This window comes from Haloactinopolyspora alba, from assembly GCF_003014555.1.
GTDB classification, from domain to species: Bacteria; Actinomycetota; Actinomycetes; order Jiangellales; family Jiangellaceae; genus Haloactinopolyspora; species Haloactinopolyspora alba.
Genome location: NZ_PYGE01000007.1, coordinates 1 through 26,544, shown reverse-complemented (window position 1 = coordinate 26,544; position 26,544 = coordinate 1). Strand labels below are relative to the sequence as shown.

The following is a 26,544-nucleotide window of genomic DNA, read 5'->3' as shown; positions in this document are numbered from 1 at the left end:
TCCCGCGACGAGGAGGCGGAGGGAGCAGACACGACCAGAAGGGTAACGTCCACACCCGCCGACCGGCGTCGTCACCCGCGGATCGTCCACCCGCGGCCGCGCAGGACGTCGCCCAGCTGGTCCTCGGCGCCGGGACGCACGTCGAGTTCGACCAGGCCCACGGGCTGACCGGGGCTGTGGTCGATGCGCACGTCCTCGACGTTGACCTCGGCGGTGCCGACGTCGGCGAACAGCGCCGCGAGCTGGCCCGGACGGTCGTCGACGACCACCACGAGCGTGGCGAACTCGGTGTGCGCCGTCCCGTGCTTGCCCGGCAGTCGGGCTCTGCCGTCCACGCCGCTGCGCAGCACGTCACGCAGGTTCCGGCGGTCGTCGGCGGACGTCTCCAGCGCCTCCAGCACCCGGTCCAGGTCACCGCGCAGGCCTCGCAACACCGCGCTGACCGCGCCGGCGTTGGCGGTGAGGATCTCCGTCCACAGCTCCGGGTCACCGCCGGCGACCCGGGTGACGTCGGCCACGCCCGGGCCGGCGAGCCGGACCTGTTGCTCGGCGACCGCGGTGAAGCGTGCGGCGACCAGCGCCGCCACGACGTGTGGCGAGTGCGACACCAGCGCGACGGCGGCGTCGTGATCGTCGGCGGTCATCGTGATCGGTGCCGCGCCCACCATCCGGGCCAGCGCCAGAGCGCGGGTGACCGCCTGCTGATGCGTGCCGTCGTCGGGACACAGCACCCATGGCCGGCCCTCGAACAGGTCCGGCAGCGCGGCCGCGGGACCGGAGACCTCACGCCCGGCCATCGGGTGACTGCCGACGTACCGGCCGGGATCGGTGGCGTGCTCGCCGACCCGCGCGGCCGGCAGCGCCTTCACGCTCGCGACGTCGGTGACGTACTCCGCCGCGCCGCTGTTCAGGATCTCGCCGACGACCTCGCCCACGGCTTCCGGCGGGACCGCCGCGACGGCGAGCGACGCGGGCGGGTCGTCCGCCGTGGCCAGGCGGCCGGCACCGAGGCTCACCGCCTCGCGGGCCAACGCGGGCGTGGCGTCGCGCAGCCGCACGTCCGCGCCGACGCGGCGCAGTGCCAGCCCCACCGACGTGCCGACGAGGCCGGTGCCCACCACCAGGACGCCGGCGGGGAACGCGGCGGCCGCGTCGCCCGGCTGGACCGTACTGCGCTCCGCCGTCACTGTTCCTCGGCGATGTCGTCGCGGAGCACGTTCGTGCCGTGCAGATAGACGTGGCGTACCTGGTCACGCGGTCGGTCCGACTCGATGTGCGCCATCAGCCTGACCACCCGCGGCATGGCGCCGGCGACGTCGATCTCCTTCGCGCAGATCATCGGCACGTCGGTGATACCGATGGCGCGTACCGCCGCCGCGGGGAACGCCGATCGCAGGTCCGGCGTGGCGGTGAGGATGATGCTGACGACGTCGTCGGCGACCAGCGAGTTCCGGTCGAGGACGGCTCGCATCAGCTCGGCGGTTCTGCTCAGCAGGTGTTCGGCTTCATCGACGTCGAGCTGGGTCGCTCCACGTACGGCTCGGACTGTCACAACAGAGCACCGTACCGGCTCGTCGAACACGGAGGCGCCGTGCCTCGTACGTCACCAGGCTTTCGTACGCGTCACCAGGGCTGCAGGGGTGGTGACGCATGGAATTCCATGGTGAACGTGATCATTCCGGCGCGGAGCGGTCAGAGGCCGACGGTGTCGTAGAGCTTGGCGATCTCGGGCTGGGTGAGTGCGCGGACGTTGCCCTGCCGCAGGTCGCCGAGCGCCACCGGACCGACATGGGTGCGCACCAGCTGCCGCACCGGATGACCGACCGAGTCGAGCAGCCGCCGCACGATGTGCTTGCGTCCCTCGTGCAGGACCACCTCGACCATCACCCGTGGTCCGGCCCGGTCGACCACCCGGAACGAGTGCACGGTCACCGGTCCGTCGTCGAGCTCGACACCGTCACGCAGCCGCCGCGCCAGCCCCGGCGACACCGGGCCCGGCACCTCGGCCACGTAGGTCTTCAGCACCTCGTAGCTCGGATGTGCCAGCCGGTTCGCCAGCTCGCCGTCGTTGGTGAGCAGCAGCAGTCCCTCGGTGTCCGTGTCCAGCCTGCCGACATGGAACAACCGCTCGCGCCGGCCCTTGGTGTAGCGGCGCAGATCGGGGCGCCCATGCGCGTCGTTCATCGAGCTGACGACACCGGCGGGTTTGTTCAGCGCCAGGTACACCGCGCCCGCGTCGGCCGGGGTCACCCGCATGCCGTCGACCTTCAGCACCACCGCGGCCGGATCGACGCGGGTGCCCAGCGTCCGCACCACGCGGCCGTCGACCTCCACCCGCCCGGCGGTGATCAGCTCTTCGCAGGCGCGACGGCTGCCGGCGCCCGCACCCGCGAGCACCTTCTGCAGCCGCACGCCCTGGTCGTCATCAGCCATACGGTCCGGTCTCCCAGGTCACGGCCCCACCGTACCCGGGATCAAGGGGCATCACCGCACCGACTCCTGCTGGTCGTCCACGGCGTCCGCGTCCGGCAGATACGGCGCCAGCGGCGGCAGGTCGTCCAGGGAGGACAGGCCCAGCCGCTCGAGGAAGTACGACGTCGTCCGGTACAGCATCGCGCCGGACTCCTGGTCGGCCCCGGCCTCCTCGACCAGCCCGCGCGTCGTCAGGGTGCGCATCACGCCGTCGCAGTTGACGCCGCGGACGGCCGACACCCGGGCGCGGCTCACCGGCTGCTTGTAGGCCACCACCGCGAGGGTCTCGAGCGCCGCCTGGGTCAGCTTCGCCTGCTGCCCGTCGAGGACGAAACGTTCGACCACGGCCGCGCACTCCGGGCGGGTGTAGAAGCGCCAGCCACCGGCCACGTGGCGCAGCTCGAAGCCGCGGCCACGAGCGGAGTACTCGTCCGACAGCATCTCGAGGACGTCGGAGATCTCGTGCCGCGGCCGCTCGAGCACCTGCGCGAGCGTGACCTCCTCAACCGGCTCGTCGGCCACCAGCAGGATCGCCTCGACGCTCGCGCGCAGCGACGGACCGTCGTCGGGCATGGTCGCCTCCGGCATCGTCGCGTCCGGCATCGCTTCCTCGCTCACCCGCTCGCCCGCTCACTTCCGTCCGCCGCGATCTCGTGTTCGTCGAACTCCGCGCCGATCTGGACCGAACCGTCGTCATCGTCGTCGCCGGTCCAGCGCACCGTCAGCTCACCCAGCGCACTCACCTGCTCGAACGACACCGACCGCTCACGGTAGAGCTCCAGCAGGGACAGGAACCGCGCCACCACGTGCAGCGTGGACGGGCAGTCGGCGGCGAGGGTGCGGAACGTCAGCACCCCCGAGCGGCGCAGCCGGTCGACGACGACCACGGCCTCGTCGCGCACGCTCACGCGCGGCTGGTGCAGGTGGCCGGTGGCCACCGTGGGCGCCGGCTTCGGTGTCAGCGCCTTCGCGGCCAGCCGCGCCAGCTCCTCCGGGCCCAGCCCCACCACGACCTCCGGCAACAGGCCGGCGAATCGTTCCTCGAGCCCCACGGCGCGGGGGTGGCGCAGCGACTCGTCGGCCATCCGGACCGACAGCTCGCCGGCGATCTCCTTGAACGCCTTGTACTGCAACAGCCGCGCGAACAGCAGGTCGCGCGCCTCGAGCAGGGCGAGATCGTCCTCGTCCTCGACCTCGCCGCGAGGCAGCAGCCGGGCCGCCTTGAGGTCCAGCAGTGTCGAAGCCACCACCAGGAACTCGCTGGTCTCGTCGAGGTCCCAGCCGTCCGCGTCGCCGCTGCGGGTGCCGGCCGAGATGTAGGCGATGAACTCGTCGGTGACCTTCGACAGCGCCACCTCGGTGACGTCGAGCTTGTGCTTGGCGATCAGCGACAGCAGCAGGTCGAACGGGCCCTCGAAGTTGGAGAGGTGCACCTCGAAGGCCGGACCGGCCTCGTCGTCACGATCGGGCTCGAACACGTCCGGCGCGGCTGCGGGCGCGGTCACCGGCGATCGGTCTCCCACCGTGCGAGCACCTCGCGGGCGAGCTGACGGTAGGCCGAGGCACCCCGTGACGACGGGGCGAAGCTGGTGATGGGGGTGCCGGCCACGGTGGTCTCGGGAAAGCGCACCGTGCGGCCGATGACCGTGTGGAACACCCGGTCGCCGAACGCCTCGACCAGGCGCGAGAGCACCTCGCGGCCGTGCACCGTCCGGGAGTCGTACATCGTCGCCAGCAGGCCCTCGATCTCGAGCCGCGGATTGAGCCGGTCGCGGACCTTCTCGATGGTCTCTTTGAGCAGCGCCACCCCGCGCAACGCGAAGTACTCGCACTCGAGCGGGACGACGACGCCGTCGGAGGCGGTCAGCGCGTTGACCGTCAGCAACCCCAGCGACGGCTGGCAGTCGATGAGGATGACGTCGTAGTGCGGCACCAGCGGCGCGAGGATCCGGTTCAGCGCCTGTTCGCGCCCGACCTCGGTGACGAGCTGGATCTCGGCGGCGGACAGGTCGATGTTGGCCGGCAGCAGGTCCATGCCGTCGACCGGCGTCTTCTGCAGGATGTCCGCCGAGCGCAGCGAGTTGTCCATCAGCACGTTGTAGATGGACAGCTCGAGGTCGTGCGCGTCCAGCCCGAGCCCGACCGACAGCGCCCCCTGGGGGTCGAAGTCGACGAGCAGCACCCGGCGGCCGTAGCCGGCGAGAGCCGCGCCCAGGTTGATGACGGTGGTGGTCTTGCCGACGCCGCCCTTCTGGTTGCACATGGCCACCACCCGGGCCGGGCCGTGCCGGTCCAGCGGAGCCGGCTTGTCGAAGTCGACCTTGGGACGACGGGTCGGCCCGAGGTCCGGCTCCGGCTCGGACTCGAACGGCAGCGCACCCGTCGCGGCTTCCGGGTTCGAGGGTGCCACGTCGGTCAGAGCTCCTCGATGGTCGTGATGGCCTTCTGCACTGTGTCTGGGCGTGAGCCTACCGCGCTACGACGGCGTGGAGCTGCGGGCACGCGGGTGCGCGGCGACGTAGACCTCACGGAGCTGGTCGACGGTCACCAGCGTGTAGACCTGGGTGGTGGTCACCGACGCGTGCCCGAGCAGTTCCTGGACCACCCGCACGTCCGCGCCGCCCTCGATCAGGTGGGTGGCGAACGAGTGCCGCAGCGTGTGCGGGGTGACCGTGGTCGAAAGTCCCGCGCGGCCCGCCGCCGCACGCAGCACCGACCAGGCGCTCTGCCGCGACAGCCGGCCGCCGCGGGCGTTGAGGAACAGCGCCGGGCCGCCGCGCCCGGTCGCCACCAGCGCCGGGCGGGCACGGATCAGGTACGCGTCGACGGCCTCGCGCGCGTAGCTGCCCAGCGGCACGATGCGGTCCTTGCCGCCCTTGCCGCGCAGCAACACCGTCCCGGTCTCGGGGTCGAGGTCGTCGCAGTCGAGCCCGACCGCCTCGGAGATCCGCGCACCGGATCCGTACAGCAGCTCGAGCAGCGCACGGTCGCGCAACGCTCGCGGTCCGTCGCCGGTCGAGGCCGCCCCCAGGAGCCGTTCCACGTCCGCCAGCGGGATCGCCTTGGGCAGCCTGCGCGGCGGCGTCGGCGGGCGGACGGTCACGGCGGCGTCGGTTTCGGTGAGTCCCTCGCGCAGCAGGAACCGGTGGAACCCGCGCACCGCCACGACGGCACGGGCCGCGGAGCTGGCCACCAGCCCCGCTCGCTCGCCGTCGCCCTCACGCAGGCTGCGCACGAACGCGGCGACGTGCTCCTCGCCGATCTCGCGGGGCTCGCGCAGCTCGCGGCGGCGCAGGAAGTCGCCGTACCGACGCAGGTCGCGCCGGTACGACGCCAGCGTGTTCGGCGCGAGACCACGTTCGACGGACAGGTGGTCCAGGTAGCCGCGGACCGCGCTGTCGATCGCGGTGTCGGTCATGTCCATCGGTCCCGGCTCCTCGATCGCTCCAGGTACGGCCCGGCACCAGGAGCCGGTGACCCTGCCGGACGTCTAACGCAGCACCTCGTCGACGGGCGTCGACGGCAGGTCGTGCGCGTAGGCCACCGGCTCGTACGTGATGGAGCCGTCGTGCGTGTTCACCCCCTTGGCCAGCGCCGGATCGGCGCGGACGGCGTCACGCCAGCCACGGTCGGCCAGCTCGACGGCGTACGGCAGCGTGACGTTCGTCAACGCGTACGTCGACGTGTGCGGTACGGCTCCCGGCATGTTGGCCACACAGTAGAAGATCGAGTCGTGAACCGCGAACGTGGGCGCGTCGTGTGTGGTGGGACGTGAGCTCTCGAAGCATCCGCCCTGGTCGATGGCGACGTCGACGAGGACGCTTCCGGGACGCATGCGCGCCACCAGGTCGTCGGAGACCAGCGTCGGCGCCTTCGCTCCGGGCACGAGCACGGCTCCGATGACCAGGTCGGCGTCGAGCACCGCGCTCTCGACCTCGAACAGGTTCGAGGTGATGGTCTGTGCCCGCCCGCCATAGAGCTCTTCGACCTGCCGCAGCTTCGACACGTCCTTGTCCAGCACCCACACGTCGGCCTGCATCCCCATGGCGATGGTGGCCGCGTTCATGCCCGAGGCGCCGGCGCCGATGACGACGACCTTCGCCGACTTCACGCCGGGCACGCCGCCGAGCAGGATGCCCCGGCCGCCCTGGGCGCGTTCCAGCACGTGCGCGCCGACCTGCGTGGCCATCCGCCCGGCGACCTCGCTCATCGGCGCCAGCAGCGGCAGGTGACCGGTGGCCGTCTCGACCGTCTCGTAGGCGATCGAGGTGACGCCGGCGTCCAGCAGCGCCTGCGTGCACTCGCGCGACGCGGCAAGGTGCAGGTACGTGAACAGCACCTGCCCGCGGCGCATCCGGCCGAACTCCTCGGCGACCGGTTCCTTGACCTTGCAGACCAGCTCGGCGGATCCCCAGACGTCGTCGGCCGTGGGAACGATCCGCGCGCCGGCGGAGCGGTACTCCTCGTCGGGGACCGCCGAACCGATGCCGGCACCGGCCTGCACCAGCACCTCGTGTCCGTGGCGGACGAACTCGTGCACACCCGCGGGTGTGATCGCGACGCGGAACTCGTTGTTCTTGACTTCGGTGGGAATACCGACCAGCAAGGCTGTCCAACCCTTCGAACTCGACCCGACGACGCTGTCGGGCGGCCGACCCCGCGGTGGGCGGCGGGCTGAGTCTAGTCCCGGCATCTTCCGCCGGCTCGCGCCGGACGGGCGGTCCGATCAGCCGACCCGGAGCACCGGCGTGGCGCGGGGTGCACGCGGGTCGCTGTCGTCAGTCGCCGGACCTCGCGCCGCTCGCCCACGGCGCGTCGGCAGGGCGCAGCTCGCCGTAGCCGCGCTCCGCCGGGCCGCCGACGTGCACCGCCCACGCCGCCAGCACGCCGGCGCACAGGGTGGCGTTCTGCACCCGTCCGGCGAGGACCGCCTCCACGAGCTCGGGCAACGCGACCCAGTCGACGTCCAGGTCTGCCTCCTCGTGATGGCCGCTGTACCGCTCGTCCTCGGGCAACGCGGTGATGCCGCGCGCGAGGAACACCCGGATGGCCTCGTCGGTCATCCCCGGCGACGGCAGCAGGTCGACGAGGACGTTCCAGTCGCGCGCACGGACGTGTCCTTCCTCGTACAGTTCCCGCTCGGCCGTGAGCCGCGGTGGCTCGTCGTCGACGTCGCGCAGACCGGCCGGCAGCTCGACCGGTCGCAGCCGCACCGGATGCCGGTACTGGCGCACGACCAGTACCCGTGCGTCGTCGTCGAGCGCGACCACGGCCACCGCGCCGGGGTGCTCGACGACGTCACGCACGAACTCGCCGTCGTCGACCGGTGAGCGGATCGTGTCGCTGCGCACCGACACCACGCCGCCGGTGAACCCGGTGTCGGACGCCGTGACCGGCCAGCTTTCCGGCTGATCTGCCAAACTCTCGCTCATTCCGGCCAGCCTAGGGCGTGTTCCTCGGGATGGTGGAGCATCTACCGGTGCTGTTGCGCGGGTGAACGCACCACCATCACGGTGCGGCCGTCCGTCACTTCGACGGGGTGCGGCGCAGGACGACGAAGACCTGCACGGCCGCGAGCGCCACCACCACGGCACCGATCACGCTGGTGACGTGCACCGCGTCCGTGAACGCGGCGCCGGCCGCCGTCTGCAGCGAGGTCCCGGCCTCGCCGCCGGTCCGCTCGGCCACGCTCATCGCGCCGCCGATGGTTTCGCGTGCGTGCTCCATCGCGTCGCCGCCGATGCCGTCGACCGCCGTCAGCCCGCCGGCGTAGACCGCCGACAGCACGCTGCCCAGGATCGCGACGCCGGTCCCGCCGCCGACCTCGTACGCGGTCTCCGAGACCGCCGCCGCGGCTCCGGCCTTCGTGGGGTCGACGGTGTTCATGATCAGGTTGTTCGTGATCGTCTGCACCAGGCCCACACCGCCACCGACCAGCAGGAACGCCAGCAGCACGACGGTCGAGCCGGAGCCGTCGTCCACGAGCGTCATCAGCGAGTACCCCACGGCCACCGTCAGCAGGCTGACGAACACCAGCCACGCCGCCCGGACCCGCCGCATCAGCGGAACCGCGGTCAACCCGCTGACGACGGCCAGCGCCAGGCCGGGCACCAGCAGCAGGCCCGCGGACAGCGGCGACATGCCGAGGACGAGCTGCAGGTACTGCGTGACGAAGAACAGCGCCCCCACGATCGCGAACGTCGTCAGCAGGTTCGTGATGATCGACGCGCTGAACGCGGGATTCCCGAACAGCCGCAGGTCCAGCAGCGGAACCGGCAGGCGGCGCTGCCGGCGGACGAACACCGCGCCCACGAACACGCCGGCCACCAGGGTGACCGTCGCCACCGGGGCGAAGCCGTCGGTGACCAGGTTCTTGATGCCGTAGATCGCGAGCAGCATCGCCACCAGCGACAGGCCCGCGCTCGCCAGGTCGTAGCGGCCCGGGTCCGGGTCCCGCGACTCCGGCACCACCAGCGGCGCCAGCACCAGCAGCAGCGCCATCACGGGCAGGTTCACCAGGAACACCGAGCCCCACCAGAAGTGCTCGAGCATCCAGCCGCCGACCAGCGGGCCGGCCGCGGACCCGACGGAGAACATCGTCGCCCAGATGGCGATGGCCAGGGTCCGCTGGCGGATGTCCAGGAAGATGTTGCGGATCAGCGACAGCGTCGACGGCATCAGCGTGGCGCCGGCGATGCCCAGCAGGGCGCGCGCCGCGATCAGCACCGCGGGGTCGGACGCGTACGCCGCCAGGGCCGAGGCTACGCCGAAAGCCGCCGCACCGGCCAGCAACAGCCGGCGCCGCCCGATCCGGTCGCCGAGCGTGCCCATCGTGACCAGCAGTCCCGCGATCAGGAAGCCGTAGACGTCCACGATCCACAGCAGTTGCGTGCCGCTGGGCGCGAGGTCCTCGGTCAGGTGCGGCACGGCGAAGCTCAGGACGGTCATGTCGACGGAGATCAACAGCACCGGCAACAGCAGAACGACCAGCGCAGCCCATTCCTTCGGGCCCGCCCGCTCGCGGTCCCGTACGGTCGTCGTCATCGTCATCGACACACTCCAGCGATAAAATGAACCGTCCAGACGGTACAGTTAACGCCGCGAAAGGGCCACTGATTTCCGTGCCACGTCCCTCGTCCCGAGAACGGATCCTCGACGCGCTACAGCGGACCCTGATCGACCACGGTCCGCACGCCGTGACGCTCGAGGCGGTCGCCGATGTCGCCGGGGTGTCGAAGGGCGGCCTGCTGTACCACTTCCCGACCAAGGAAGCGCTGATCACCGCCCTCGCCCGGCGCCTGGCCGAGGCCGCCGAAGCGGAGTTCGAACAGGCCGTGGCCTCCGGCGACGTCGTCAGCTTCTTCCTGCGCACGTCGGTGCCGGACTCGTCGGACAGCGCGCTGTTCTGGTCGCTGCTCGCCGCGCTGCGGACCAACGACGTCGCCAGCGACGAGGCCCGCCGGCTGATCATCTACTGCTTCGTGCGCTGGGCGGAGATCCTGCACGAGCACATCGGCGACCCGGTGGACGCCGAGATCGTCCGGCTGGTGGGCGACGGGCTGTACCTGAGCGCTCTGACCGGGCTGCCGATGCCGGACCCGGAGCTGCTCGAGCAGGTCCGGGTCCGGCTGGTCGACGCCGTGCGCTCAGGAAGCGGGACGGACGTCGACCGGTAGCCGGGTCTCCTGCTGGCGCTGCACCGCCGCCGCGACCAGGCCCGAGAACAGCGGATGCGCGCGGGTGGGGCGCGACTTCAGCTCGGGATGGGCCTGGGTGCCGACGAAGAAGGGATGCGTCTCGCGCGGCAGCTCCACGAACTCGACCAGCGTCGCGTCCGGTGAGGTGCCCGAGACCATCAGACCGGCCTTCACCAGCGCGTCCCGATGGTCGTTGTTGACCTCGTAACGGTGCCGGTGCCGCTCGGTCACCCGCTCGGTGCCGTAGAGCTCGCGCACCACCGTGCCCTCGCCAAGCAACGCCGGGTACGAGCCCAGCCGCATGGTGCCGCCGAGGTCGCCCTCACCCGCGACGATGCCCTTCTGGTCCTCCATGGTCGCGATGACGGCCGCCGGGGTGTCCGGGTCGAACTCCGACGAGCTGGCCTGTTCGAGACCGGCTTCGGCGCGTGCGTACTCGATGACCATGCACTGCAGGCCCAGGCACAGCCCCAGGGTCGGGATGCCGTGCTCACGGGCGTAGTGGATGGCACCGATCTTGCCCTCGATGCCCCTGACGCCGAAGCCGCCCGGCACGCACACCGCGTCGACGTCGCCGAGCTGGGCCGCCGCACCCTCGGGCGTGGAGCACTCGTCGGACGGGACCCAGCGGATGCTCACCCGCGCGTCCCGCGCGAACCCGCCGGCGCGCAGCGCCTCGGTGACCGACAGATAGGCGTCGGGCAGGTCGACGTACTTGCCGACCAGCGCGACGGTCACCTCGTGCTGCGGATGGTGCACCCGCCGCAGCAGGTCGTCCCAGGTCCGCCAGTCGACGTCGCGGAAGGACAGTCCGAGGCGCTTGACGACGTACGCGTCGAGGCCCTCGGAGTGCACGACCTTCGGGATGTCGTAGATGGACGGCGCGTCGACGGCGGCCACCACCGCCTCGGCGTCGACGTCGCACATCAGCGAGATCTTGTGCTTCACGCCCTCGGGGATGGGCCGGTCGGAACGGCACACGATGGCGTCCGGCGAGATGCCGACCTGGCGCAGCGCGGCGACCGAGTGCTGCGTCGGCTTCGTCTTCAGCTCACCGGACGGCGCGAGGTACGGCACCAGCGACACGTGCAGGAAGAAGCAGCGCTCGCGCCCGACGTCGTGGCGGACCTGCCGCGCGGCCTCGAGGAACGGCAGCGACTCGATGTCGCCGACGGTGCCGCCGATCTCGTGGATGACCACGTCGACGTCACGCACGCCCATGCCGAGCATCCGGTCCTTGATCTCGTTCGTGATGTGCGGGATGACCTGCACGGTGTCGCCGAGGTACTCGCCACGGCGCTCCTTCGCGATGACGTCGGAGTAGACCTGGCCGGTGGTGACGTTGGCGAAGCGGTTCAGGTCGCGGTCGAGGAACCGCTCGTAATGTCCCACGTCCAGGTCGGTCTCGGCGCCGTCCTCGGTGACGAAGACCTCGCCGTGCTGGAACGGGTTCATGGTCCCGGGGTCGACGTTCAGGTAGGGGTCGAGCTTCTGCATGGTCACGCGCAGGCCGCGCGCGGTCAGCAGACTGCCCAACGAGGAGGCGGTGAGCCCCTTACCGAGTGAGGAGGCGACGCCTCCGGTGACGAACACATGGGTGGTCGGCTGCAACGCCAAGGAGGGCTCCCGTGGTCTGTCCGTTCGGCTCGGTCCGGCACCGGTCGAGCCTGCTGCAAGTGCGGCTTCGGCGGCGCGTCCGCCTCGGCCGGTGTCGGCTGGGCCGGGCGACGAGTCATCCTCCGGCCGTGTCCCCACGGACCTTCAGCCTAACAGGCCGGCACCGTCGCGGCGCCACGAACTCGCCACCCCGGGCCGTCTCCTCCCGGAGACTCACCGGCACTTCCGTCGGCGGCAACGAGAAAGTGCCGATGATCATCGGAGAAGTATCGCCGAATCGGTGGCATGACGATCTTGATCAGGTACGTTTGTCTTCGGCCACTTTCCCCCGTGGTGGTCATCCGCCCCGCCGGACTCGCGGCCGGCGGGGCGGAATCTCCCTCGTGCTCGCCCGCATTCGGCTGGGTGGTGGGGGCGCTCTGCGTCCTCGCCCGCGAGCCGACCGGCCAGGACGGGCGGGGTGGCCGTGGTGGTCCCATCCATGGTGCGGACGGGCATCGGCGAGCGAGGAACGAGCGAGCCGCGGGCAAGGGTGGGATCACCCCGGCCACCCCGTCACCCGCGGCGCGAGGTGAGCTCTCGGCACAGGTCGGCGACAAGCCGGGCGTTGTCGTCCTCGTCCGGCCAGCCCGCGACCTGCTCTCGCGCCCGCTGCAGCTGCTCGTCGCGGCGGGCCGGATCGTCCAGCAGCCCGCACACCGCGCGCGCGAACGCCGCGTCGTCGCCCACCGGCACGACCTCGGCGCCGTCACCGACCAGCTCGGGAACACCCCCGGCCGCCGTCGCCACCACCGGCAGGCCCGCCAGCATCGCCTCCTGCACCACCAGCGGCCTGCCCTCCCACACCGACGACAGCACGTAGAGGTCGGCCGCGGCCAGCAGGTCCGGCACGTCACCGCGGCGGCCCAGCAGCCGCACGGCGAGCCCGTCGCGGTCGATGACGTGCTGCAGCCGGTCCTGCTCGGGCCCGTCGCCGGCGACGACGGTCAGCGGCGCCGGATCGCGGTCACCCCACCGCGCGGCGGCGGCGAGCAGCGTGTCCAACCCCTTCTGCTCGGCCAGCCGGTTCACCGCCACCAGCAGCGGCCGGTCGCCGGCGCCCAGCTCCGCGCGGACGTCCTCACGGGAACGCTCCGGCGCCCGCGGAACCGGAGCGGCCACCGGGGCGATCCGGGTCCGCGGGGCACCCAGGTCGCGGGCACGGCGGACGAGATCGGACGAGACGCCGAGGGTGATGTCGGCCCGGCGCGCCGCCAGCCGTTCCACACCGCCGAGCACCAGCCGGCGCGGCCCGCCGCCGAGAACCGCGTTGTGCCAGGTCGCCAGCAGCGGTGTCCGGCCGGGCCGGCGACGTCCCAGCGCCAGCCCCGACAGCGCGGCCGCGCGGAACCCGTGCGCGTGCACCGCGTCGGCGCCGGAGAACGCCCGGCGCAGCGCCCGCACGGCCGCCAGATCCGACGGCGGGTTCGGCGCGCTGCCGATCTCCACCGGGACGAACCGCGCCCCCGCAGCAGTGAACCCGAACCGTTCCTCGGTCTCGGCCGGACCGGCCACGCCGGTGGTCACGCCCAGCGCTCCCAGCCGTTCGACGAGCGAACGCACGTGCGCGCCGACTCCACCGGCCGTCATGCCGACCACGATCGTGAGCCTCACCGGCTCTCCCCTCTCCGAGTATCGCCCGCACCGGGCTCGTGCCCGGGAGCGGCACGGCGTCGCCTCAGCGTAGCCGTCAGCTCCCCGCGCATCAGCGCCCAGAGCACCGCCGCCATCACCGTCGCCACGACCATCCCCGCCGCCACACCGGCGACGACCTGCGTGCCGGCTCCGCCGGCCGGGAAGGCGCCGGCCACCAGCCACCCGCATGCGCCGCCGGCCGCACCGGCCAGCAGCGCGAGGGCCAGCACCCGCACGACGCCCGTCGTCGCCGTCCGCCCGGAGTCGCGGATCACACCGGCGACCAGCAGCACGCCGGCCACGGTCATGCCGGCCGTGTGCGCGAGCCCGAGCGCGGCGGTGACCTTTTCCTGCGGGACGAGCGCGGTCAGCACCACCGCGAGCAGCACCACCAGCAGCCATCCGGTGCTGGTCGCCGCGGCAGCCGTGCGTCCCCGGCGGCGGGCGTACAGCGCCCGGCCCAGATGCGCGATGAGTCCGTAGCCGATCAGTCCCGGCGCGAACGCCACGAGCGCCCACGCCATCCGTGCCGGCGCCGCCGAGTCTCCCTGGTCGATGGCGTCGAAGAACCTGGCCACCGGCCACGCCGCCGCGATCAGCGCCGCCGCCCCGGCCGTCGACACCATCAGCACCGCGCGAGTGGACTCCGCGAGCGTGCGCGCGTAGGCGGCACGGTCCACCTCGGCGTACTCCGCCAGCCGCGGGAACGACGCGGTGGCGATCGGAACCGCGAGAACGGCGTACGGCAGCAGATAGACCATCCAGCTGTTCAGGTACGTCACCGCACCGCCGTCGCCGGCGTGCTGGTTCGACGTGACGTAGGACGTCAGGTACGCCATCTGCTGGGCGAGCAGCGTGACGAGGCCGGCTCCGGCCAGCGCCGCCGCGCGACGCGCGATGCCGGGCGGGAACCGCAGTGTCGGCCGCAGCCCGGTGACCTTCATCAGCATCGGCAGCAGCGTGGTCAGCGCCAGGGCCAGCACGCCCAGCGTGGTGCCGCCGGCCAGGATCAGCTCACCCTGCCGGGTCAGGTCGCCGAGGTCGTCGGCGTCGCCGGTGAACGTCGTTCCGAACACCAGGTACGCCCCGGCGACCACCACGCTCGACACCACCGGCGCCAGCGCCGCGGCCAGGAACCGCCGGTGTGCCTGCAGCGTGCCCGCGGTGACGACCGCGATGCCGTACAGCGGGATCTGCGGCAGGAACAGCACCAGCATCGAGCGGCCGGCCTCGACACCCGCCGACCCGCCCTGTCCGCGCAGCATCAGCTCGATCAACGGCCCCGCGACCAGCACGCCCAGCAGCGCCACCGGCACCAGCAGCGCGAGCGTCCAGCCCAGCAGCGCGGACACCGTCTGCCGCACGTGCACGGTGTCGCCGCGCTGCGCCGCCGCCGCGAGCAACGGCACGACGACGCTGGCGAGGGCGCCGCCGGCGACGATCTCGAAGACGACGTTCGGGATCGCGTTCGCGGTCGAGTAGACGCTGCCGAGCAGGGTCACCCCGACCTGGGAGTTGAACACGAGCTGCCGGCCGAAGCCGACCACCCGCGCCACCACGCTGATCGCGGCGATCAGCGCGGCTCCCCCGGCGATTCCGGTCGCCGCCCCCGCGGCGACGCGTCGCGCGCTCACGGCGCTACGGCCTGCGGCCGAGGCCGTCCAGTTCACGCAGGACCGGCGTGCTCTCGATGACCCGGGTGAAGCTCACCTTCTCGCTGAGCAGTGTGAGCCCGGTGACGACGCCCAGGTGCACCAATCGCGCGGTGCGCCCCTCGCGTGCCACCATCGCCAGGCCGAGCAGCGCGCCAAGCGTGTTCGCGCCGCAGTCGCCCATCATCGTCCGCTCACCGAGGTCGTCCGGCAGGCTGGCCACCGACCCGGCGAGTGCCGCGGCGCCCACCGCCTTCGCCGGCCCGCGCAGCACCAGCGGCGCGTGCAGCAAGGCGGTCTTGTTCGCCCGGCCGGGCCGCAGGTCGAGCAGGTTCACCACGTTCGCGTGCCCGGCCACCGCGGCGCCGCCGATGACGGCGTCCGGCACATTGTCGCTGACCAGGGCGGCTCCAGCCGCTCCGGCCAGGCCGATGACGCCGATCTTGAGCACGCCGCTGGTGACCTCGCCGTCGCGCAACGCCAGCACGTGTCCGCGCAGGCCCTTGCTGCCGGCGTCGCCGGCGAACCGGCCCCACCTGCCGTCCGGGTCGAACGACGGCGCCAGGTCGTCCAGCAGCCCGATCGCGCCCACGGCGACGCAGCTGCCCACCGCGCCCGCCCGCACCGGCCGCGGGACGCCGGGAGCGAGTGCGGCGCCGGCCGTGACACCCGCGACCAGCGCGGGCCCACCGGTCAGCGTGACGGTGGAGCCGCGGAAGTTCGTCCGCTCCCACCGCCGCCGTCCGGCCGGCGGCGAGGTCGCCAGCGCCCGGCCGACCGCCCACGTGACCGCGGCCGCCGTTCCCGCGGCGAGAGCCGCCGCAGCGAGTCCGCGCCGGCTCATCCGGCATCGTTCCCCTCGGCGGAGCCGGTCGCGCCGTCGGTCGGCGCGGTGTCCGGCACGGGCGGCAGCACCCCGTCGGTCTCGCCGACGACGCCGTAGTTGCCCGTCTCGCCGCTCGCCTGCTCGCTCAGCGCGAAGACCACGGCCGCCCGGCCGCTGGGCAGGTCGACCGAGTCGACCGTCGAGACGTCGTCGGCGACGTCGCCGTCACGCATGCTGGAGAGCAGCCCGCTCTCGGCGATCGCCGCCGGACCGGCCACCACGGCTCCCTGCCCGACAGCGTCGATCCGCGCCGACAAGCCGGCCAGCCGGTTCAGCCGCTGTTCCGCGTCGTCGCCGGAGACCGACCCCGCGATCAGCACCGCCATCGACGGCGCCACCGACGCGTCCTGCTCGAGCTGGATCAGTTCGGACTCCTCGAATGCGGTGACGGTGGCGGTGTCGACCGTCTCGTGCGCGCCCGTCGGACTGCCCTCCTCGACCGGAGGCGCCATCAACGCCGCGGCCAGCACCGTGGCACCGCGACCGAAGCCGTCGGCGTCCGCGGGCAGCTCGGTGCCGGAGGACACCAGCTCGGTGGCCAGTTCGTCCAGGACCGCCTCGGAGTCGGGGTCGGTCCAGGACGGCTCGATACGCACCGTCAGCTCGGCCGTCGCGCCCGCGCTCGTCAGCACGTCACGCACTGCCGTCACGGTCTCGTCCTCCGCGCCCGGAAGCGCCACGACCGCGACGTTGCTTCCCTCGAGCTCGCCGTTGACCAGCCGCGGTGTCACCGCGTCGACGAAACGTTCCTGGTACTCCTGGTCGGCCTTGCTCTGGGCGAGGTCCTCGCGCAGTTGGCGGTTCTCGTCGCGCAGCGTCGCGGTCTGGTCGGCCAGCGTGTCGTCCACGGTCTCGCCGAGCGGTCCCGCACCGAGCACGATTCCGGCGGCCAGCGCGAAGAACACGGCGATGATCGAGACCAGGTGATATCGAAAGTCGATCACGTCAGAAAAGTCCTTGCACCCAGAAGTAGAAACGGTCCCACCACGAACCGAAGATGTCGAGATAGGCGCTGCCCGTCGGGGTGGAGTACAGCGCCGCAGCCACCGCCGCGATGCCGGCGATCACGAAGATCGCGAGCATCCAGGCCGGGATCCGGCTGTGGTAGAGCCGGCTGACCCCCTTGGCGTCGACGAGCTTGCTGCCGACGCGCAGCCGGGTCAGGAACGTGCTGGCCATGCCGGAGCGGCCCTTGTCCAGGAACTCGACGAGCGTCGCGTGGGTGCCCACGGCGACGATCAGCGTGGCGCCCTTGTCGTCGGCCAGCAGCATGGCGATGTCCTCGCTGGTGCCCGTGGCCTCGAACGGGACACCGGACAGGCCCATCCGCTCCAGCCGGCCGAGCCCGGGGGCGCGCCCGTCGCGGTAGGCGTGCACGACGAGCTCGGCGCCACTGGACAACGCGTCGTCGGAGACGGAGTCCATGTCGCCGACGATCATGTCCGGGCTGAGCCCGACCTCAAGCAGCGCGTCCGCTCCCCCGTCGACGCCGATGAGCACCGGGTTGTACTCCCGGATGTACGGCCGCAGCGCCGTGAGGTCCTCCTTGTAGTCGTACCCGCGGACGACGATGAGGACGTGGCGGCCCTCGAGGTCGGAGCGGATCTGCGGCACGCCGACACCGTCGAGCAGCAGCTCGCGTTCCCGCTTGAGGAACTCCATGGTGTTCGCGGCGAACGCCTCGAGCTGCGAGGAGAGCCCTTCGCGGGCGGCGCCCATCAGGGTGGCGAGACTGTCGTGATCGTGCCGGATGCCGGTGCCGACGACCTCGGAGCCGTCGCTGCCGTCGCGGTAGATGGTGTCGCCGTTGACGCGGAGCCGCTCACCCTCGTGCACGGTGCTGAACAGGTCCGGGCCGACGTCGTCGACGAGCGGGATACCGGCCTGGACGATGATGTCGGGCCCGAGATTGGGGTAACGTCCGCTCACCGACGGCCGGACGTTCACCACCGCCCCGGCCTCGCACGCCACCAGCGCCTCGGCGCTGACCCGGTCGAGGTCGAGATGGTCGATGACGCCGATCTCGCCGGGCTTCAGTCTCTTGGTGAGGTTCTTCGTGCGGTGATCGAGCCGCACGACCCCCGTGACCCCGGGAAGGTCATCGGGTCGGCGGCGGCGCAACGTGGACATCCTCACTGGGCGAATCCTGCCATGTTCGACTCCGCTGCGCCGCATCGGTCCTGGCGTGTTGCGCGTGGGGAACGCCGCGCCACCCGGCCCGTTCCGGCATCGAGAACGCGCCCCGACTCGGTCAGACCGCTGCGGCGTCCTTCGACGCCGCAGCGGTCGCCAGCAGCTCCTCGGCGTGCGCACGCGCGCTGGCGGAGTCCTCGAGACCGGCGAGCATCCGGGACAGCTCGCCCACGCGACCGGACTCGTCCAGGACCTCGACACCGCTGGTGGTCACCCGCCCGTCGTCGGCCTTGACGACCTTCAGGTGCCGGTCGGCGAACGCGGCCACCTGCGGCAGGTGCGTCACCACCAACACCTGGGCGTGCCGGGCGAGCTTCGCCAGCCGGCTGCCGACCTCGACCGCCGCCTTGCCGCCGACGCCGGCGTCGACCTCGTCGAACACGAACGTCGGCACCGGGTCGGCACCGGCGAACACCACCTCGACGGCGAGCATCAGCCGGGACAGCTCGCCCCCCGAGGCGCCCTTGTCGAGTGAGCGCGGCTGCGCGCCGTGGTGGGCACTGAACAGGATCTCGACCTCGTCGGCGCCGGTGGCCGTGAGCTCGTCGCGCGGGCGCACGTCGACGACGATGCGCGCGTGCGGCATGGCCAGCGCCGTCAGCTCGGCGCCGACGTCCTCGGCGAAGCGGGCGGCGGCGTCGGTACGGGCACCGGTGATGGTGGCCGCGAGCTCGCCGAGCTCGGCGCGCAGCGTCTCGCGCTCCTCGCGCAGCGCCGCCACCCGCTCGTCGTCGCCGTCGAGCTCGAGCAGCCGCTGCGAGCCGGTCTGCGCCCAGCGCAGCACCTCGTCGATGTCGTCGCCGTACTTGCGGGTCAGCGCCGTCAGGGTGGCTCGACGCTGCTGCACCGCCGCGAGACGTTCCGGGTCGGTGTCGACGCTCGAGGCGTAGGAGGCGAGGTCGGCGGCGACGTCACCGACGAGATACGCCGCCTCGGCGAGCCGGTCGGCCAGCGAGGCCAGGTCCGGGTCGTGGTCGCGTTCGCCGTCCAGGGCATGTCGCGCCAGGGCCAGCAGGTTCGTCGCGTCGGTCTGGTCGGAGACCGTGTCGTCGGCCGACAGGCACTGGTGGGCCGACTCGGCAGCCGTGCGCAGCGCGTCGGCGTGGCCCAGCCGTTCCTCTTCGGCCTGCAGCGCGGCGTCCTCGCCCGGCTGCGGGTCGACCGACTCGATCTCTTCCAGGCCCTGACGCAGCTGCTCGGCCTCGCGGACGCGTTCACGTGCCTGCGACGTCACCTCGTCCAGTTCGGACTCGACGGCGCGCAGCCGCGCGTAGCGCACGGAATACTCGGCGAACGGGACGGCGACGGCGTCACCAGCGTAGCGGTCGAGGGCGTTCAGCTGCCGGGAGGCACGCAGCAGGCGCTGCTGGTCGCTCTGGCCGTGCACGGCGACGAGGTCGTCGGCCAGCTCGCCCAGCAGGCTCACCGGCGCGCCTCGTCCCCCGACGTGCGCTCGCGAGCGGCCACCGGCCAGCACGGTACGGCTGAGCAGGAGCTCGCCGTCCTCGAGCTCGGCGCCGGCCTCCGCCGCGCGCTCGGCGGCGCGCTCGGCGGCGTCGCCGGTGCCGAGGCTCACCCGGCCCTCGACCACGGCGCGCTCCACGCCCGCGCGGACCGCGCCGGCATCGGCGCGCCCGCCCATGAGCAGCCCGAGCCCGGTGAGGACCATGGTCTTGCCCGCGCCGGTCTCACCGGTGACGACGGTCAGCCCGGACCCGAACTCCAGCTGTGCGTCGTCGATGACACCGAGCCCACGGATGCGGATCTCTTCAAGCACGACAGTTCACCCTACGCACGACACCACTCCTCCGCCGACCGCGCCAGTCTAGGCGCCGCGCGCACCGCACGACCGAGCCCGGCGCGCGGCCGCCCCTCACGTCCGTGCCCCGCGCCAGCCCTCGACCGGAAGCGCGAACTTCGCCACCAGCCGGTCGGTGAACGGCGCCTCGTGCAGCCGCGCGAGCCGGACCGGCCGGGCGCCGCGGCGCACCTCGACCCGCGCCCCCGCGGGCAGCTCGACCGCGCGCCGCCCGTCGCACCACAGCACCGCGCCGGGGGTGCTCGGCTGGACGGTGACGGCCAGCGACGACGACGGCGAGACCACCATCGGGCGGGCGAACAGCGCGTGCGCGCTGATGGGGACCATGAGCAACGCCTCGAGGTCGGGCCACACCACCGGCCCGCCGGCGCTGAACGCGTAGGCCGTGGAGCCGGTGGGGGTGGCCATGACGACACCGTCGCACCCCCAGCGCGACAGCGCGCGGCCATCGATCTCGGCCACGAGGTCGAGCATCCGTTCACGGCTCGCCTTCTCGACGCTGACGTCGTTGAGCGCCCAGCCCTCGGCGATGATCCGGCCGTTCTGCCGCACGACGACGTCGACCGTCATCCGTTCCTCGACCGCGTAACTGCGCCGGACGATGTGGTCGACCGTGTACCCGAGGTCGTCACGCTCGGACTCCGCCAGGAAACCGACGTGGCCGAGGTTGACGCCCAGGATCGGCGTGCCGGACGGTCGCGCCACCTCGGCACCGCGGAGGATGGTCCCGTCGCCGCCCAGCACCACCACCAGCTCGCAGCCGTTGGCGGCCTGCGGGTCGCCCTCCTCGACGACGTCGCCGTCGGCGCCGACCAGACCGTCGATGTCCAGCTCGGCCTGTTCGTCGGACATCACCCGCACCGCGATGCCCGCCTCACGCAGCCGGTGCACGGCCTCCTTCGCGACGTGCCGGGCCTCTTCCCGGCCGGTGTGGGTGACCAGCAGGACAGTTCTGCTCACGAGGGGCCCTCCTCCACCGCCTGCCGAATGTCGTCCGCGTCGGCGTCCGGAGCTCCCGCACGCATCCAGAGGAAGTACTCCACGTTGCCCGACGGCCCCGGCAGCGGGCTCGCGGTCACCCCGGCCACGCCCAGGCCGTGCTCCGAGCCCGCCTGCGCGACCCTGGACACCGCCTCGGCACGCAGCGCCGGGTCGCGCACCACGCCCCCCTTGCCGACGCTCTCGCGCCCGACCTCGAACTGCGGCTTGACCATCAGGATCAGGTCGGCCCGTGCCGCGCACACCGTCAGCAGCGGGGCGAGCACCAGCCGCAGCGAGATGAACGACAGGTCGCCGACCACGAGCTCCACCGGCGGGTGCACGGACTCCGCGGTGAGATCGCGCACATTGGTCCGGTCCAGCACCTCGACCCGCTGGTCCGAACGCAGCGACCATGCCAGCTGGCCGTAGCCGACGTCGACCGCGACCACCGACGCGGCGCCACGGCGCAGCAGCACGTCGGTGAACCCGCCGGTGGACGCCCCGGCGTCGAGACACCTGCGCCCGGCGACGCGCGGGCCGCGGTCGGCGAACGCGTCGAGCGCCCCCGCGAGCTTGTGCCCGCCCCGCGAGACGTACTCCTCACCTGTCGCGGGCTCGGTGACCAGCACCGGCTCCGCCGTGCTCACCTGGGTGGCGACCTTGGCCGCCGGGCGCCCGCCGAGTTTGACGCGCCCGTCGGCCACCAACGCTGCGGCGTGCTCGCGCGACCGGGCCAAGCCGCGGCGGACCAGCTCCTGATCGAGACGTCGTCGAGCCGGCACCGGCCGATCAGCCTTCCCCGCCGGCGGCCGGCTCGGAGGGCGCGGACGCCGGTTCCGAGCGTGCGGACGTCTCGGGCCGGCCGGCCGGAGGGTCCGCCGTCGGCTGATCGCCCGCGCCGAGACGCTCCTGCAGGACACGATGGACACCCTCGATGATCGTGGCATGGTCGTGAACCGGCAGCTCCTGCAGCCGCTGCAGGTCCAGGAGCGCCTGGTCGACCTGACCGTCACCCGTCGACTCCGGCGAGGCGGCACCACTGTCCTCCCACATGGGCGTAACGCTAGTACGCCCGACCGACACGGCGCGGCGATCCGACACGGCGCGGCCCGTCGTCACGCCACTGCCCAGTTCGCCGCGGCGAACGCATCGCGGACCGACGCGGGCTCGACGCCGTCCGCCGCCCAGGCCGCGCCGCAAGCGGCACGGACGGCGTCGAGCTCCGGCGCGGACGTACCGGCCGCGGGCTCGTCACGCCACAGTCGCAGCCGGCCGCCTTCGACGGCTGCCTTCCACGGGCCGTGGCTGCTCCGGCCGGGCTCCACCACCAGCCGATCCGGTGGCTCGTGCAGAGCCCTCAGGTCGGCGCCCAGGTACGTCGGGCGCAGCCCGGCCGGGGACAGCACCAGCTCGACCGGGTCGGTCACCCCGGTGAGCACCAGCAGGCTGTCGACACCGGCGCGCTCCGCACCCTCGATGTCGGTGTCGAGACGGTCACCCACGACCAGCGGTCGGCGGGCTCCGGTGCGCAGGATCGCCTCACGATGCATCGGCGGCTCCGGCTTGCCGGCCACGACCGGCTCGCGACCGCTGGCCCGGCCGACGGCCGACACCAGGGTCCCGTTGCCAGGGGCGCGCCCGCGAGTGGTCGGGATCGTGGCGTCGACGTTGGTGGCCACCCACAGAGCGCCGGACGCGACGGCGTAGGTCCCCTCGGCCAGCGCACGCCACCCGATGTCGGGCGAGAACCCCTGCGCCACCGCTTCGGGCCCGTCGTCGGCCGAACCGACCGGTTCGAGGCCCCGCTCCCGCAGCGCGACCTCGAGTCCTTCGCCACCGACCACCAGCACACGTGCGCCCGCGGACAGCCGCTCGGCCAGGACCCGCGCAGCGGCCTGCGCCGACGTCACGACCTCCTCCGGCGCCGCTGCGACACCGATGTCGCTGAGGTGCGCGGCGACCGTCTCGGCCGGGCGTGAGGCGTTGTTGGTCACGAAGGCCAGGCGCATCCCGTCGTCGCGGGCGGCCACCAGGGCTTCGGCCGCGTGCGGGACCGCGCGCTCTCCGACGTAGACCACCCCGTCGAGATCGAGCAGGGCGACGTCGTAGGTTCGGGTCAGCGCAAACACACGGTCCATTCTCCCAGGTGGACGGACGCGCCCCGGCAGTGCGTAGCATGCCGGTCGTGAGCGACGACACGCCGCGGTTGCGCCTGCTGCCGTTCCGCGCCACGACCTACGCCCCCGAGACGGACCTCGCCCGGGTGATATGTCCGCCGTACGACGTCATCAACGCCGATACCCGGCGCCGGTACGAGCGGGCCGACCCGCGCAACATCGTGCACCTCACCCTTCCCCGCGACAGGGCCGGCGACACCGCGCACGGCGGTGCGCCCGACGCGGAGCGCTACCGCCTCGCCGCGGCCGAGCTGCACCGGTGGCTCGCCGACCACACGCTGCGCACCGATCACGCGCCCGCGCTGTACGTCTACGAGCACCGCGCCGCAGGGCACCGGGCCCTCGGGCTGGTCGGTGGTGTCGGGCTGGACGGGCCCGTGCTCGCACACGAGAACACCTTTCCCGGACCGGTCGCCGACCGGTCCGCTCTGATGCTGGCCACCCGGGCGCAGTTCGAGCCGATCCTGCTGACCTACGACGGCGGCGGGCCCGCGAGCCGCATCGTGGACGACGTCGCTGCCGGCGCACCGGACAGGGAGGTGGCGGTCGGCACCGGCGAGACGCACCGAGTGTGGCGTATCGACGACACGTCGGCGCAGGCCGCCATTGCCGGCGACCTGGCCGCGCGGTCGGCCCTGATCGTCGACGGTCACCACCGGTTCGCCGCGTACCAGCAGGTGGCGGCGGCATCGGCCACCGAGGAAGCCGGCCTCGGCCTGGCGATGCTGGTGGATGCGCGCCAGCATCCGCTGCAGCTGCGCGGCGTTCACCGCAGCGTGGCCGGTCTGACCCCGAGTGCCGCCGCGTCGGCGGCGCAACCGTGGTTCGACACCGTGGACCTCGGCACGCACGACGTCGCCGCAGTGCTGGCCGAGCAGACCGGCACCGCCTTCGTCATCGGCGACGACGAGCGGCGAATGCTGTTACGCGACCCGCACCCGGAGCTGCTCGACCGGGCGTTCCCGCACGATCGGCCCGAGGGATGGCGGCGCATGGACGCCGCCGTCATGACCGACGTCGTGCTGTCGTGGCTGTGGGGGGTCGACGACGCGGACGAACGCGTGCGCTACCACCACGAGGACCAGGACGCCCTGGCGGCGGCCTCGCGGGCGGGCGGCGTCGCCGTGATCGTCCGTCCGCCTGCCCTGACCGACGTTCTCGACCTGGCGCGGCGCGGCGTACGGATGCCCCGCAAGTCGACGTCGTTCGCCCCCAAACCGTGGACCGGGATCCTGATGCGCCTGCTCGGCCACCCGGATGTCGCCGCGCGGCAGCCGGGCTGATCCGATCGGCGGCCCACGGTGCGGGCGGCCGCGTCACGACCGCATCAGGTCTCGTCCTCTTCTGACGCCGGCACCGGTGCCCGCGCCAGCCGGCACGCCGTCGCGACCTCGATCTCGAATCGGCTGCGCGAGCCGGACTCTCCCCGCCAGAACCGTCGTCGCAACGCTCCCGTCACTTCCACGGTGTCGCCCGGATTCCAGATGCGCAATCGCCGTCGCAGCAGCGAAGACCAGGCCGCGCACATCACCGTGTCGACCTGGCGTCGCTTGCCCCGTCCCGCCGGCGGACGCGGACGTTGCACCACGAGACGCGCGGTGACCAGCTCGTCACCGCTCGGCAGCATGGTGACACTGGGCTCGGCGGCCACTCGGCCGACGAGCCGTACCTCGTTGCGGTGCTCTGCCACCGGCACGGATGTCGTCGTCATCGATGGACAGCTCCCTCTCGCGGTTGGATCGGAGCCCTCATCATCCGATCCGATGCGGTCCGTCCGCGCTGGGCCGAGCCCAATCTGTGGACAACGCGCCGCTGGTCAGGCGCCTGTGGACACCGAGGCGACGGACGCGTCACCGCGATCAGTCCGTCTCGTCGGCCCCCAGCTCGATGACCCGGTCCGCGGCGTCGGTCATCCCCTCCACATCGGCGTCGGCCGCCCGAGCGAACCACCGGCGGGCCTCACGTTCGCGGCCTGCGCCCAGCAACGCCTCGGCGTACGCGTAGCGCAGCCGGAGCACCCATTCCTCGTCGGACGACGAGCGCAGCTCGGGAACCTGCAGAGCCGCTGCGGCCGCCTCGTGCTCACCCATGTCACGCCGCGCCCCCGCGGCGACGATCAACATCTCGACGCGCCCAGCCGTGTCCAGCCCGACGACCGCCGGATCGTGCGACAGGTCGAGCGCGCGCTGCGGACGTCCCATTCCCCGCTCCGCGTCCGCCATCATCGGCAGGTACTCCGCCGAACCGGTCATCCGACGCGCCGCACGCAGCTCGGCGAGCGCATCCGAGTACCGCTCAGCCATGTACGCCGCCACACCGGCCGCCTCGCGGACCACGCCGATCCGGCCCGCGCGGCGGCGCGCGGCCATCGCGTGCTCGCACGCACGTTCCGGCTCGTCCTCCAGCAGCCGCTGCGCCATGACCAGATGCCGCGCGACACTCGCTGCGGCCGGGGCGGACAGCCCGCTCAGCTCGGCGCGGATCTCGTGGTCCAGCTCGCGCCCCGTGACGTCCTCATCGACCGCCGGATCCGGCTGCTTCGCCTTCGCCGTTCCCGACGCCTTCGGCCGCTGCTCGTCCCGGCCGGGCCGCTCGCCCGACCGGGCGCCGGTGCCACCTCCGCCGGACCGACCACCACCCGGACCGCCCGCACCGCCGGAGCGTCCCGGCCGGTCGCCACCACCGGACCGGCCACCCGATCCACCCGAGCGATCGGACCCGCCTGAGCGGCCCGAACCACCCGAACCGCTCGACGCACCGGAACGGCCCGCACCGCCGGAGCGTCCCGGCCGGCCGCCACCACCGGGGCGCCCCTGATCTCCGCGCCCGCGGCGCTCACTTCCGCCTTGCTCACCTCGACCGCCGGCGCCACTGTTCCGATCGTTGCCCGAGCCACTTCCGGCGCGGGGCGAGCGATCGCCTCGCGCTCCGCCACCACGTGCGCGGTCGTTCTCGTCCCGAGACCGGTCACCTCCGCCCGGGCGCTCACGCCGATCGCGGCGGTCCCCGCCGGCGTCGCCGTTCTCATCCGACGATCTCGGTCCCCCGGAGCCGTCGCGCCCAGCCATCGATGATCCTCCTCGTGTTCAGCCTGACGCACGCCATTCTTCCCGGTCCACCGCACCCGGTGTGATCCGGGCCCACCGGTGGCCCGTCAGCTTCCGCCGTGTTCGGTGGCGTTCAGGTCGTGCGGGATTCCCCAGGAACGGCCGGGGCGAGATACGACTGCGCCCCACAACCCGCAGCGATCGATGTCGCCGCCCAGGTTGTGGGGCGCAGTTCAGGTGTGTTCCGGCGGTGACCTACTCTCCCACCCCGTTTCCAGGGCAGTACCATCGGCGCTGAAGGGCTTAGCTTCCGGGTTCGGAATGGAGGC

Annotated in this window: 25 protein-coding genes and 1 rRNA gene; 2 read left to right on the top strand and 24 right to left on the bottom strand. The window is 72.7% G+C overall.

Going from position 1 to position 26,544, the window contains the following annotated elements; all coding sequences use genetic code 11:
• Nucleotides 1–71: 71 nt before the first annotated feature.
• The 10 genes from CLV30_RS11230 to CLV30_RS11185 form a co-directional block, all read right to left on the bottom strand.
• Entirely contained in the window at nt 72–1,187 is a 1,116-nt protein-coding gene (locus CLV30_RS11230; RefSeq protein WP_106537311.1) for a prephenate dehydrogenase, read from the bottom strand.
• The gene (aroH, locus tag CLV30_RS11225) at nt 1,184–1,552 is read right to left on the bottom strand and encodes a chorismate mutase (protein ID WP_106537310.1); all 369 of its coding nucleotides are present in this window, start codon (nt 1,550–1,552) and stop codon (nt 1,184–1,186) included. Before aroH ends, CLV30_RS11230 begins: the two co-directional genes overlap by 4 nt.
• 140 nt (nt 1,553–1,692) lie before the next feature.
• Entirely contained in the window at nt 1,693–2,433 is a 741-nt protein-coding gene (locus tag CLV30_RS11220) for a pseudouridine synthase (protein ID WP_106537309.1), read from the bottom strand.
• A gap of 51 nt (nt 2,434–2,484) precedes the next feature.
• Entirely contained in the window at nt 2,485–3,060 is a 576-nt protein-coding gene (gene scpB, locus CLV30_RS11215) for an SMC-Scp complex subunit ScpB (protein ID WP_205740783.1), read from the bottom strand.
• Nucleotides 3,061–3,086: 26 nt separating this feature from the next.
• Nucleotides 3,087–3,977 carry a segregation and condensation protein A gene (locus CLV30_RS11210; RefSeq protein ID WP_244908032.1) on the bottom strand — a complete coding sequence of 297 codons (891 nt, stop codon included), beginning with the start codon at nt 3,975–3,977 and terminating at the stop codon, nt 3,087–3,089.
• Nucleotides 3,974–4,891, bottom strand: a complete 918-nt coding sequence (locus tag CLV30_RS11205; protein ID WP_165358594.1) for a ParA family protein — start codon at nt 4,889–4,891, stop codon at nt 3,974–3,976. Before CLV30_RS11205 ends, CLV30_RS11210 begins: the two co-directional genes overlap by 4 nt.
• Nucleotides 4,892–4,948: 57 nt before the next feature.
• Nucleotides 4,949–5,890, bottom strand: a complete 942-nt coding sequence (locus CLV30_RS11200; protein ID WP_106537486.1) for a site-specific tyrosine recombinase XerD — start codon at nt 5,888–5,890, stop codon at nt 4,949–4,951.
• 72 nt (nt 5,891–5,962) lie between these two features.
• A complete protein-coding gene (ald, locus tag CLV30_RS11195; protein ID WP_106537307.1) occupies nt 5,963–7,078 on the bottom strand; it encodes an alanine dehydrogenase in 1,116 nt (371 codons plus the stop codon).
• Nucleotides 7,079–7,250: 172 nt separating this feature from the next.
• Entirely contained in the window at nt 7,251–7,904 is a 654-nt protein-coding gene (locus CLV30_RS11190) for an NUDIX domain-containing protein (RefSeq protein ID WP_106537306.1), read from the bottom strand.
• Nucleotides 7,905–7,998: 94 nt separating this feature from the next.
• On the bottom strand, nt 7,999–9,522 hold the full coding sequence (locus CLV30_RS11185; RefSeq protein ID WP_106537305.1) for an MFS transporter: 1,524 nt from the start codon (nt 9,520–9,522) through the stop codon (nt 7,999–8,001).
• 71 nt (nt 9,523–9,593) lie between these two features.
• Here CLV30_RS11185 and CLV30_RS11180 point away from each other — a divergent pair, with 71 nt between their 5' ends.
• Nucleotides 9,594–10,148 carry a TetR/AcrR family transcriptional regulator gene (locus tag CLV30_RS11180; RefSeq protein ID WP_205740743.1) on the top strand — a complete coding sequence of 185 codons (555 nt, stop codon included), beginning with the start codon at nt 9,594–9,596 and terminating at the stop codon, nt 10,146–10,148.
• Here CLV30_RS11180 and CLV30_RS11175 read toward each other — a convergent pair.
• The 11 genes from CLV30_RS11175 to CLV30_RS11130 all read right to left on the bottom strand — a co-directional run bounded on the left by CLV30_RS11175 (nt 10,119) and on the right by CLV30_RS11130 (nt 23,129).
• Entirely contained in the window at nt 10,119–11,786 is a 1,668-nt protein-coding gene (locus CLV30_RS11175; RefSeq protein WP_106537303.1) for a CTP synthase, read from the bottom strand. The genes CLV30_RS11180 and CLV30_RS11175 overlap by 30 nt on opposite strands.
• Nucleotides 11,787–12,341: 555 nt before the next feature.
• Nucleotides 12,342–13,439: a glycosyltransferase family 4 protein gene (locus CLV30_RS11170; protein ID WP_205740742.1), complete on the bottom strand. Its 1,098-nt coding sequence runs from the start codon at nt 13,437–13,439 to the stop codon at nt 12,342–12,344.
• The gene (gene murJ / locus CLV30_RS26955; RefSeq protein WP_165358577.1) at nt 13,436–15,094 is read right to left on the bottom strand and encodes a murein biosynthesis integral membrane protein MurJ; all 1,659 of its coding nucleotides are present in this window, start codon (nt 15,092–15,094) and stop codon (nt 13,436–13,438) included. Before murJ ends, CLV30_RS11170 begins: the two co-directional genes overlap by 4 nt.
• Before the next feature lie 4 nt (nt 15,095–15,098).
• Nucleotides 15,099–15,956 (bottom strand): hypothetical protein, encoded by an 858-nt coding sequence (locus CLV30_RS11160; RefSeq protein ID WP_106537301.1) that lies wholly within the window; start codon nt 15,954–15,956, stop codon nt 15,099–15,101.
• Nucleotides 15,953–16,942, bottom strand: coding sequence for a copper transporter (locus tag CLV30_RS11155; protein WP_165358576.1), 990 nt, complete (start codon nt 16,940–16,942; stop codon nt 15,953–15,955). The genes CLV30_RS11160 and CLV30_RS11155 overlap by 4 nt, the downstream gene beginning before the upstream one ends.
• A gap of 1 nt (nt 16,943) precedes the next feature.
• A complete protein-coding gene (gene steA / locus CLV30_RS11150) occupies nt 16,944–18,128 on the bottom strand; it encodes a putative cytokinetic ring protein SteA (protein ID WP_106537299.1) in 1,185 nt (394 codons plus the stop codon).
• Nucleotides 18,129–18,249: 121 nt separating this feature from the next.
• Nucleotides 18,250–19,968: a DNA repair protein RecN gene (gene recN, locus CLV30_RS11145; protein WP_106537298.1), complete on the bottom strand. Its 1,719-nt coding sequence runs from the start codon at nt 19,966–19,968 to the stop codon at nt 18,250–18,252.
• 96 nt (nt 19,969–20,064) lie between these two features.
• On the bottom strand, nt 20,065–20,970 hold the full coding sequence (locus CLV30_RS11140; protein ID WP_106537297.1) for an NAD kinase: 906 nt from the start codon (nt 20,968–20,970) through the stop codon (nt 20,065–20,067).
• Nucleotides 20,967–21,773 carry a TlyA family RNA methyltransferase gene (locus CLV30_RS11135; RefSeq protein WP_240723271.1) on the bottom strand — a complete coding sequence of 269 codons (807 nt, stop codon included), beginning with the start codon at nt 21,771–21,773 and terminating at the stop codon, nt 20,967–20,969. Before CLV30_RS11135 ends, CLV30_RS11140 begins: the two co-directional genes overlap by 4 nt.
• A 7-nt stretch (nt 21,774–21,780) precedes the next feature.
• On the bottom strand, nt 21,781–22,044 hold the full coding sequence (locus CLV30_RS27285; RefSeq protein ID WP_240723270.1) for a hypothetical protein: 264 nt from the start codon (nt 22,042–22,044) through the stop codon (nt 21,781–21,783).
• 62 nt (nt 22,045–22,106) lie between these two features.
• Nucleotides 22,107–23,129, bottom strand: coding sequence for an HAD-IIA family hydrolase (locus CLV30_RS11130; protein WP_106537295.1), 1,023 nt, complete (start codon nt 23,127–23,129; stop codon nt 22,107–22,109).
• A 47-nt stretch (nt 23,130–23,176) separates the two neighbouring features.
• Between CLV30_RS11130 and CLV30_RS11125 the strand changes: the two genes are divergently transcribed.
• Nucleotides 23,177–24,451, top strand: coding sequence for a DUF1015 family protein (locus tag CLV30_RS11125; protein ID WP_165358575.1), 1,275 nt, complete (start codon nt 23,177–23,179; stop codon nt 24,449–24,451).
• Nucleotides 24,452–24,495: 44 nt separating this feature from the next.
• On the opposite strand, the gene CLV30_RS11120 is transcribed toward CLV30_RS11125, so the two are convergent.
• The 3 genes from CLV30_RS11120 to rrf all read right to left on the bottom strand — a co-directional run.
• A complete protein-coding gene (locus tag CLV30_RS11120; RefSeq protein ID WP_106537293.1) occupies nt 24,496–24,879 on the bottom strand; it encodes a single-stranded DNA-binding protein in 384 nt (127 codons plus the stop codon).
• Between the two features lie 148 nt (nt 24,880–25,027).
• On the bottom strand, nt 25,028–26,236 hold the full coding sequence (locus CLV30_RS25970; protein ID WP_129710974.1) for a tetratricopeptide repeat protein: 1,209 nt from the start codon (nt 26,234–26,236) through the stop codon (nt 25,028–25,030).
• 221 nt (nt 26,237–26,457) lie between these two features.
• Nucleotides 26,458–26,544, bottom strand: a 5S ribosomal RNA gene (gene rrf / locus CLV30_RS27845); the annotation flags it as partial.

Excerpts from the sequence above, each read along its gene's own strand:
- CLV30_RS11220 (WP_106537309.1), bottom strand. The coding sequence starts at position 2,433 with ATGGCTGATGACGACCAGGGCGTGCGGCTGCAGAAGGTGCTCGCGGGT.
- scpB (WP_205740783.1), bottom strand. The coding sequence starts at position 3,060 with ATGCCGGAGGCGACCATGCCCGACGACGGTCCGTCGCTGCGCGCGAGC.
- CLV30_RS11200 (WP_106537486.1), bottom strand. The coding sequence starts at position 5,890 with ATGACCGACACCGCGATCGACAGCGCGGTCCGCGGCTACCTGGACCAC.
- CLV30_RS11190 (WP_106537306.1), bottom strand. The coding sequence starts at position 7,904 with ATGAGCGAGAGTTTGGCAGATCAGCCGGAAAGCTGGCCGGTCACGGCG.
- CLV30_RS11185 (WP_106537305.1), bottom strand. The coding sequence starts at position 9,522 with ATGACGATGACGACGACCGTACGGGACCGCGAGCGGGCGGGCCCGAAG.
- CLV30_RS11160 (WP_106537301.1), bottom strand. The coding sequence starts at position 15,956 with ATGAGCCGGCGCGGACTCGCTGCGGCGGCTCTCGCCGCGGGAACGGCG.
- steA (WP_106537299.1), bottom strand. The coding sequence starts at position 18,128 with ATGTCCACGTTGCGCCGCCGCCGACCCGATGACCTTCCCGGGGTCACG.
- CLV30_RS27285 (WP_240723270.1), bottom strand. The coding sequence starts at position 22,044 with ATGTGGGAGGACAGTGGTGCCGCCTCGCCGGAGTCGACGGGTGACGGT.
- CLV30_RS11130 (WP_106537295.1), bottom strand. The coding sequence starts at position 23,129 with ATGGACCGTGTGTTTGCGCTGACCCGAACCTACGACGTCGCCCTGCTC.
- CLV30_RS11120 (WP_106537293.1), bottom strand. The coding sequence starts at position 24,879 with ATGACGACGACATCCGTGCCGGTGGCAGAGCACCGCAACGAGGTACGG.
- CLV30_RS25970 (WP_129710974.1), bottom strand. The coding sequence starts at position 26,236 with ATGGCTGGGCGCGACGGCTCCGGGGGACCGAGATCGTCGGATGAGAAC.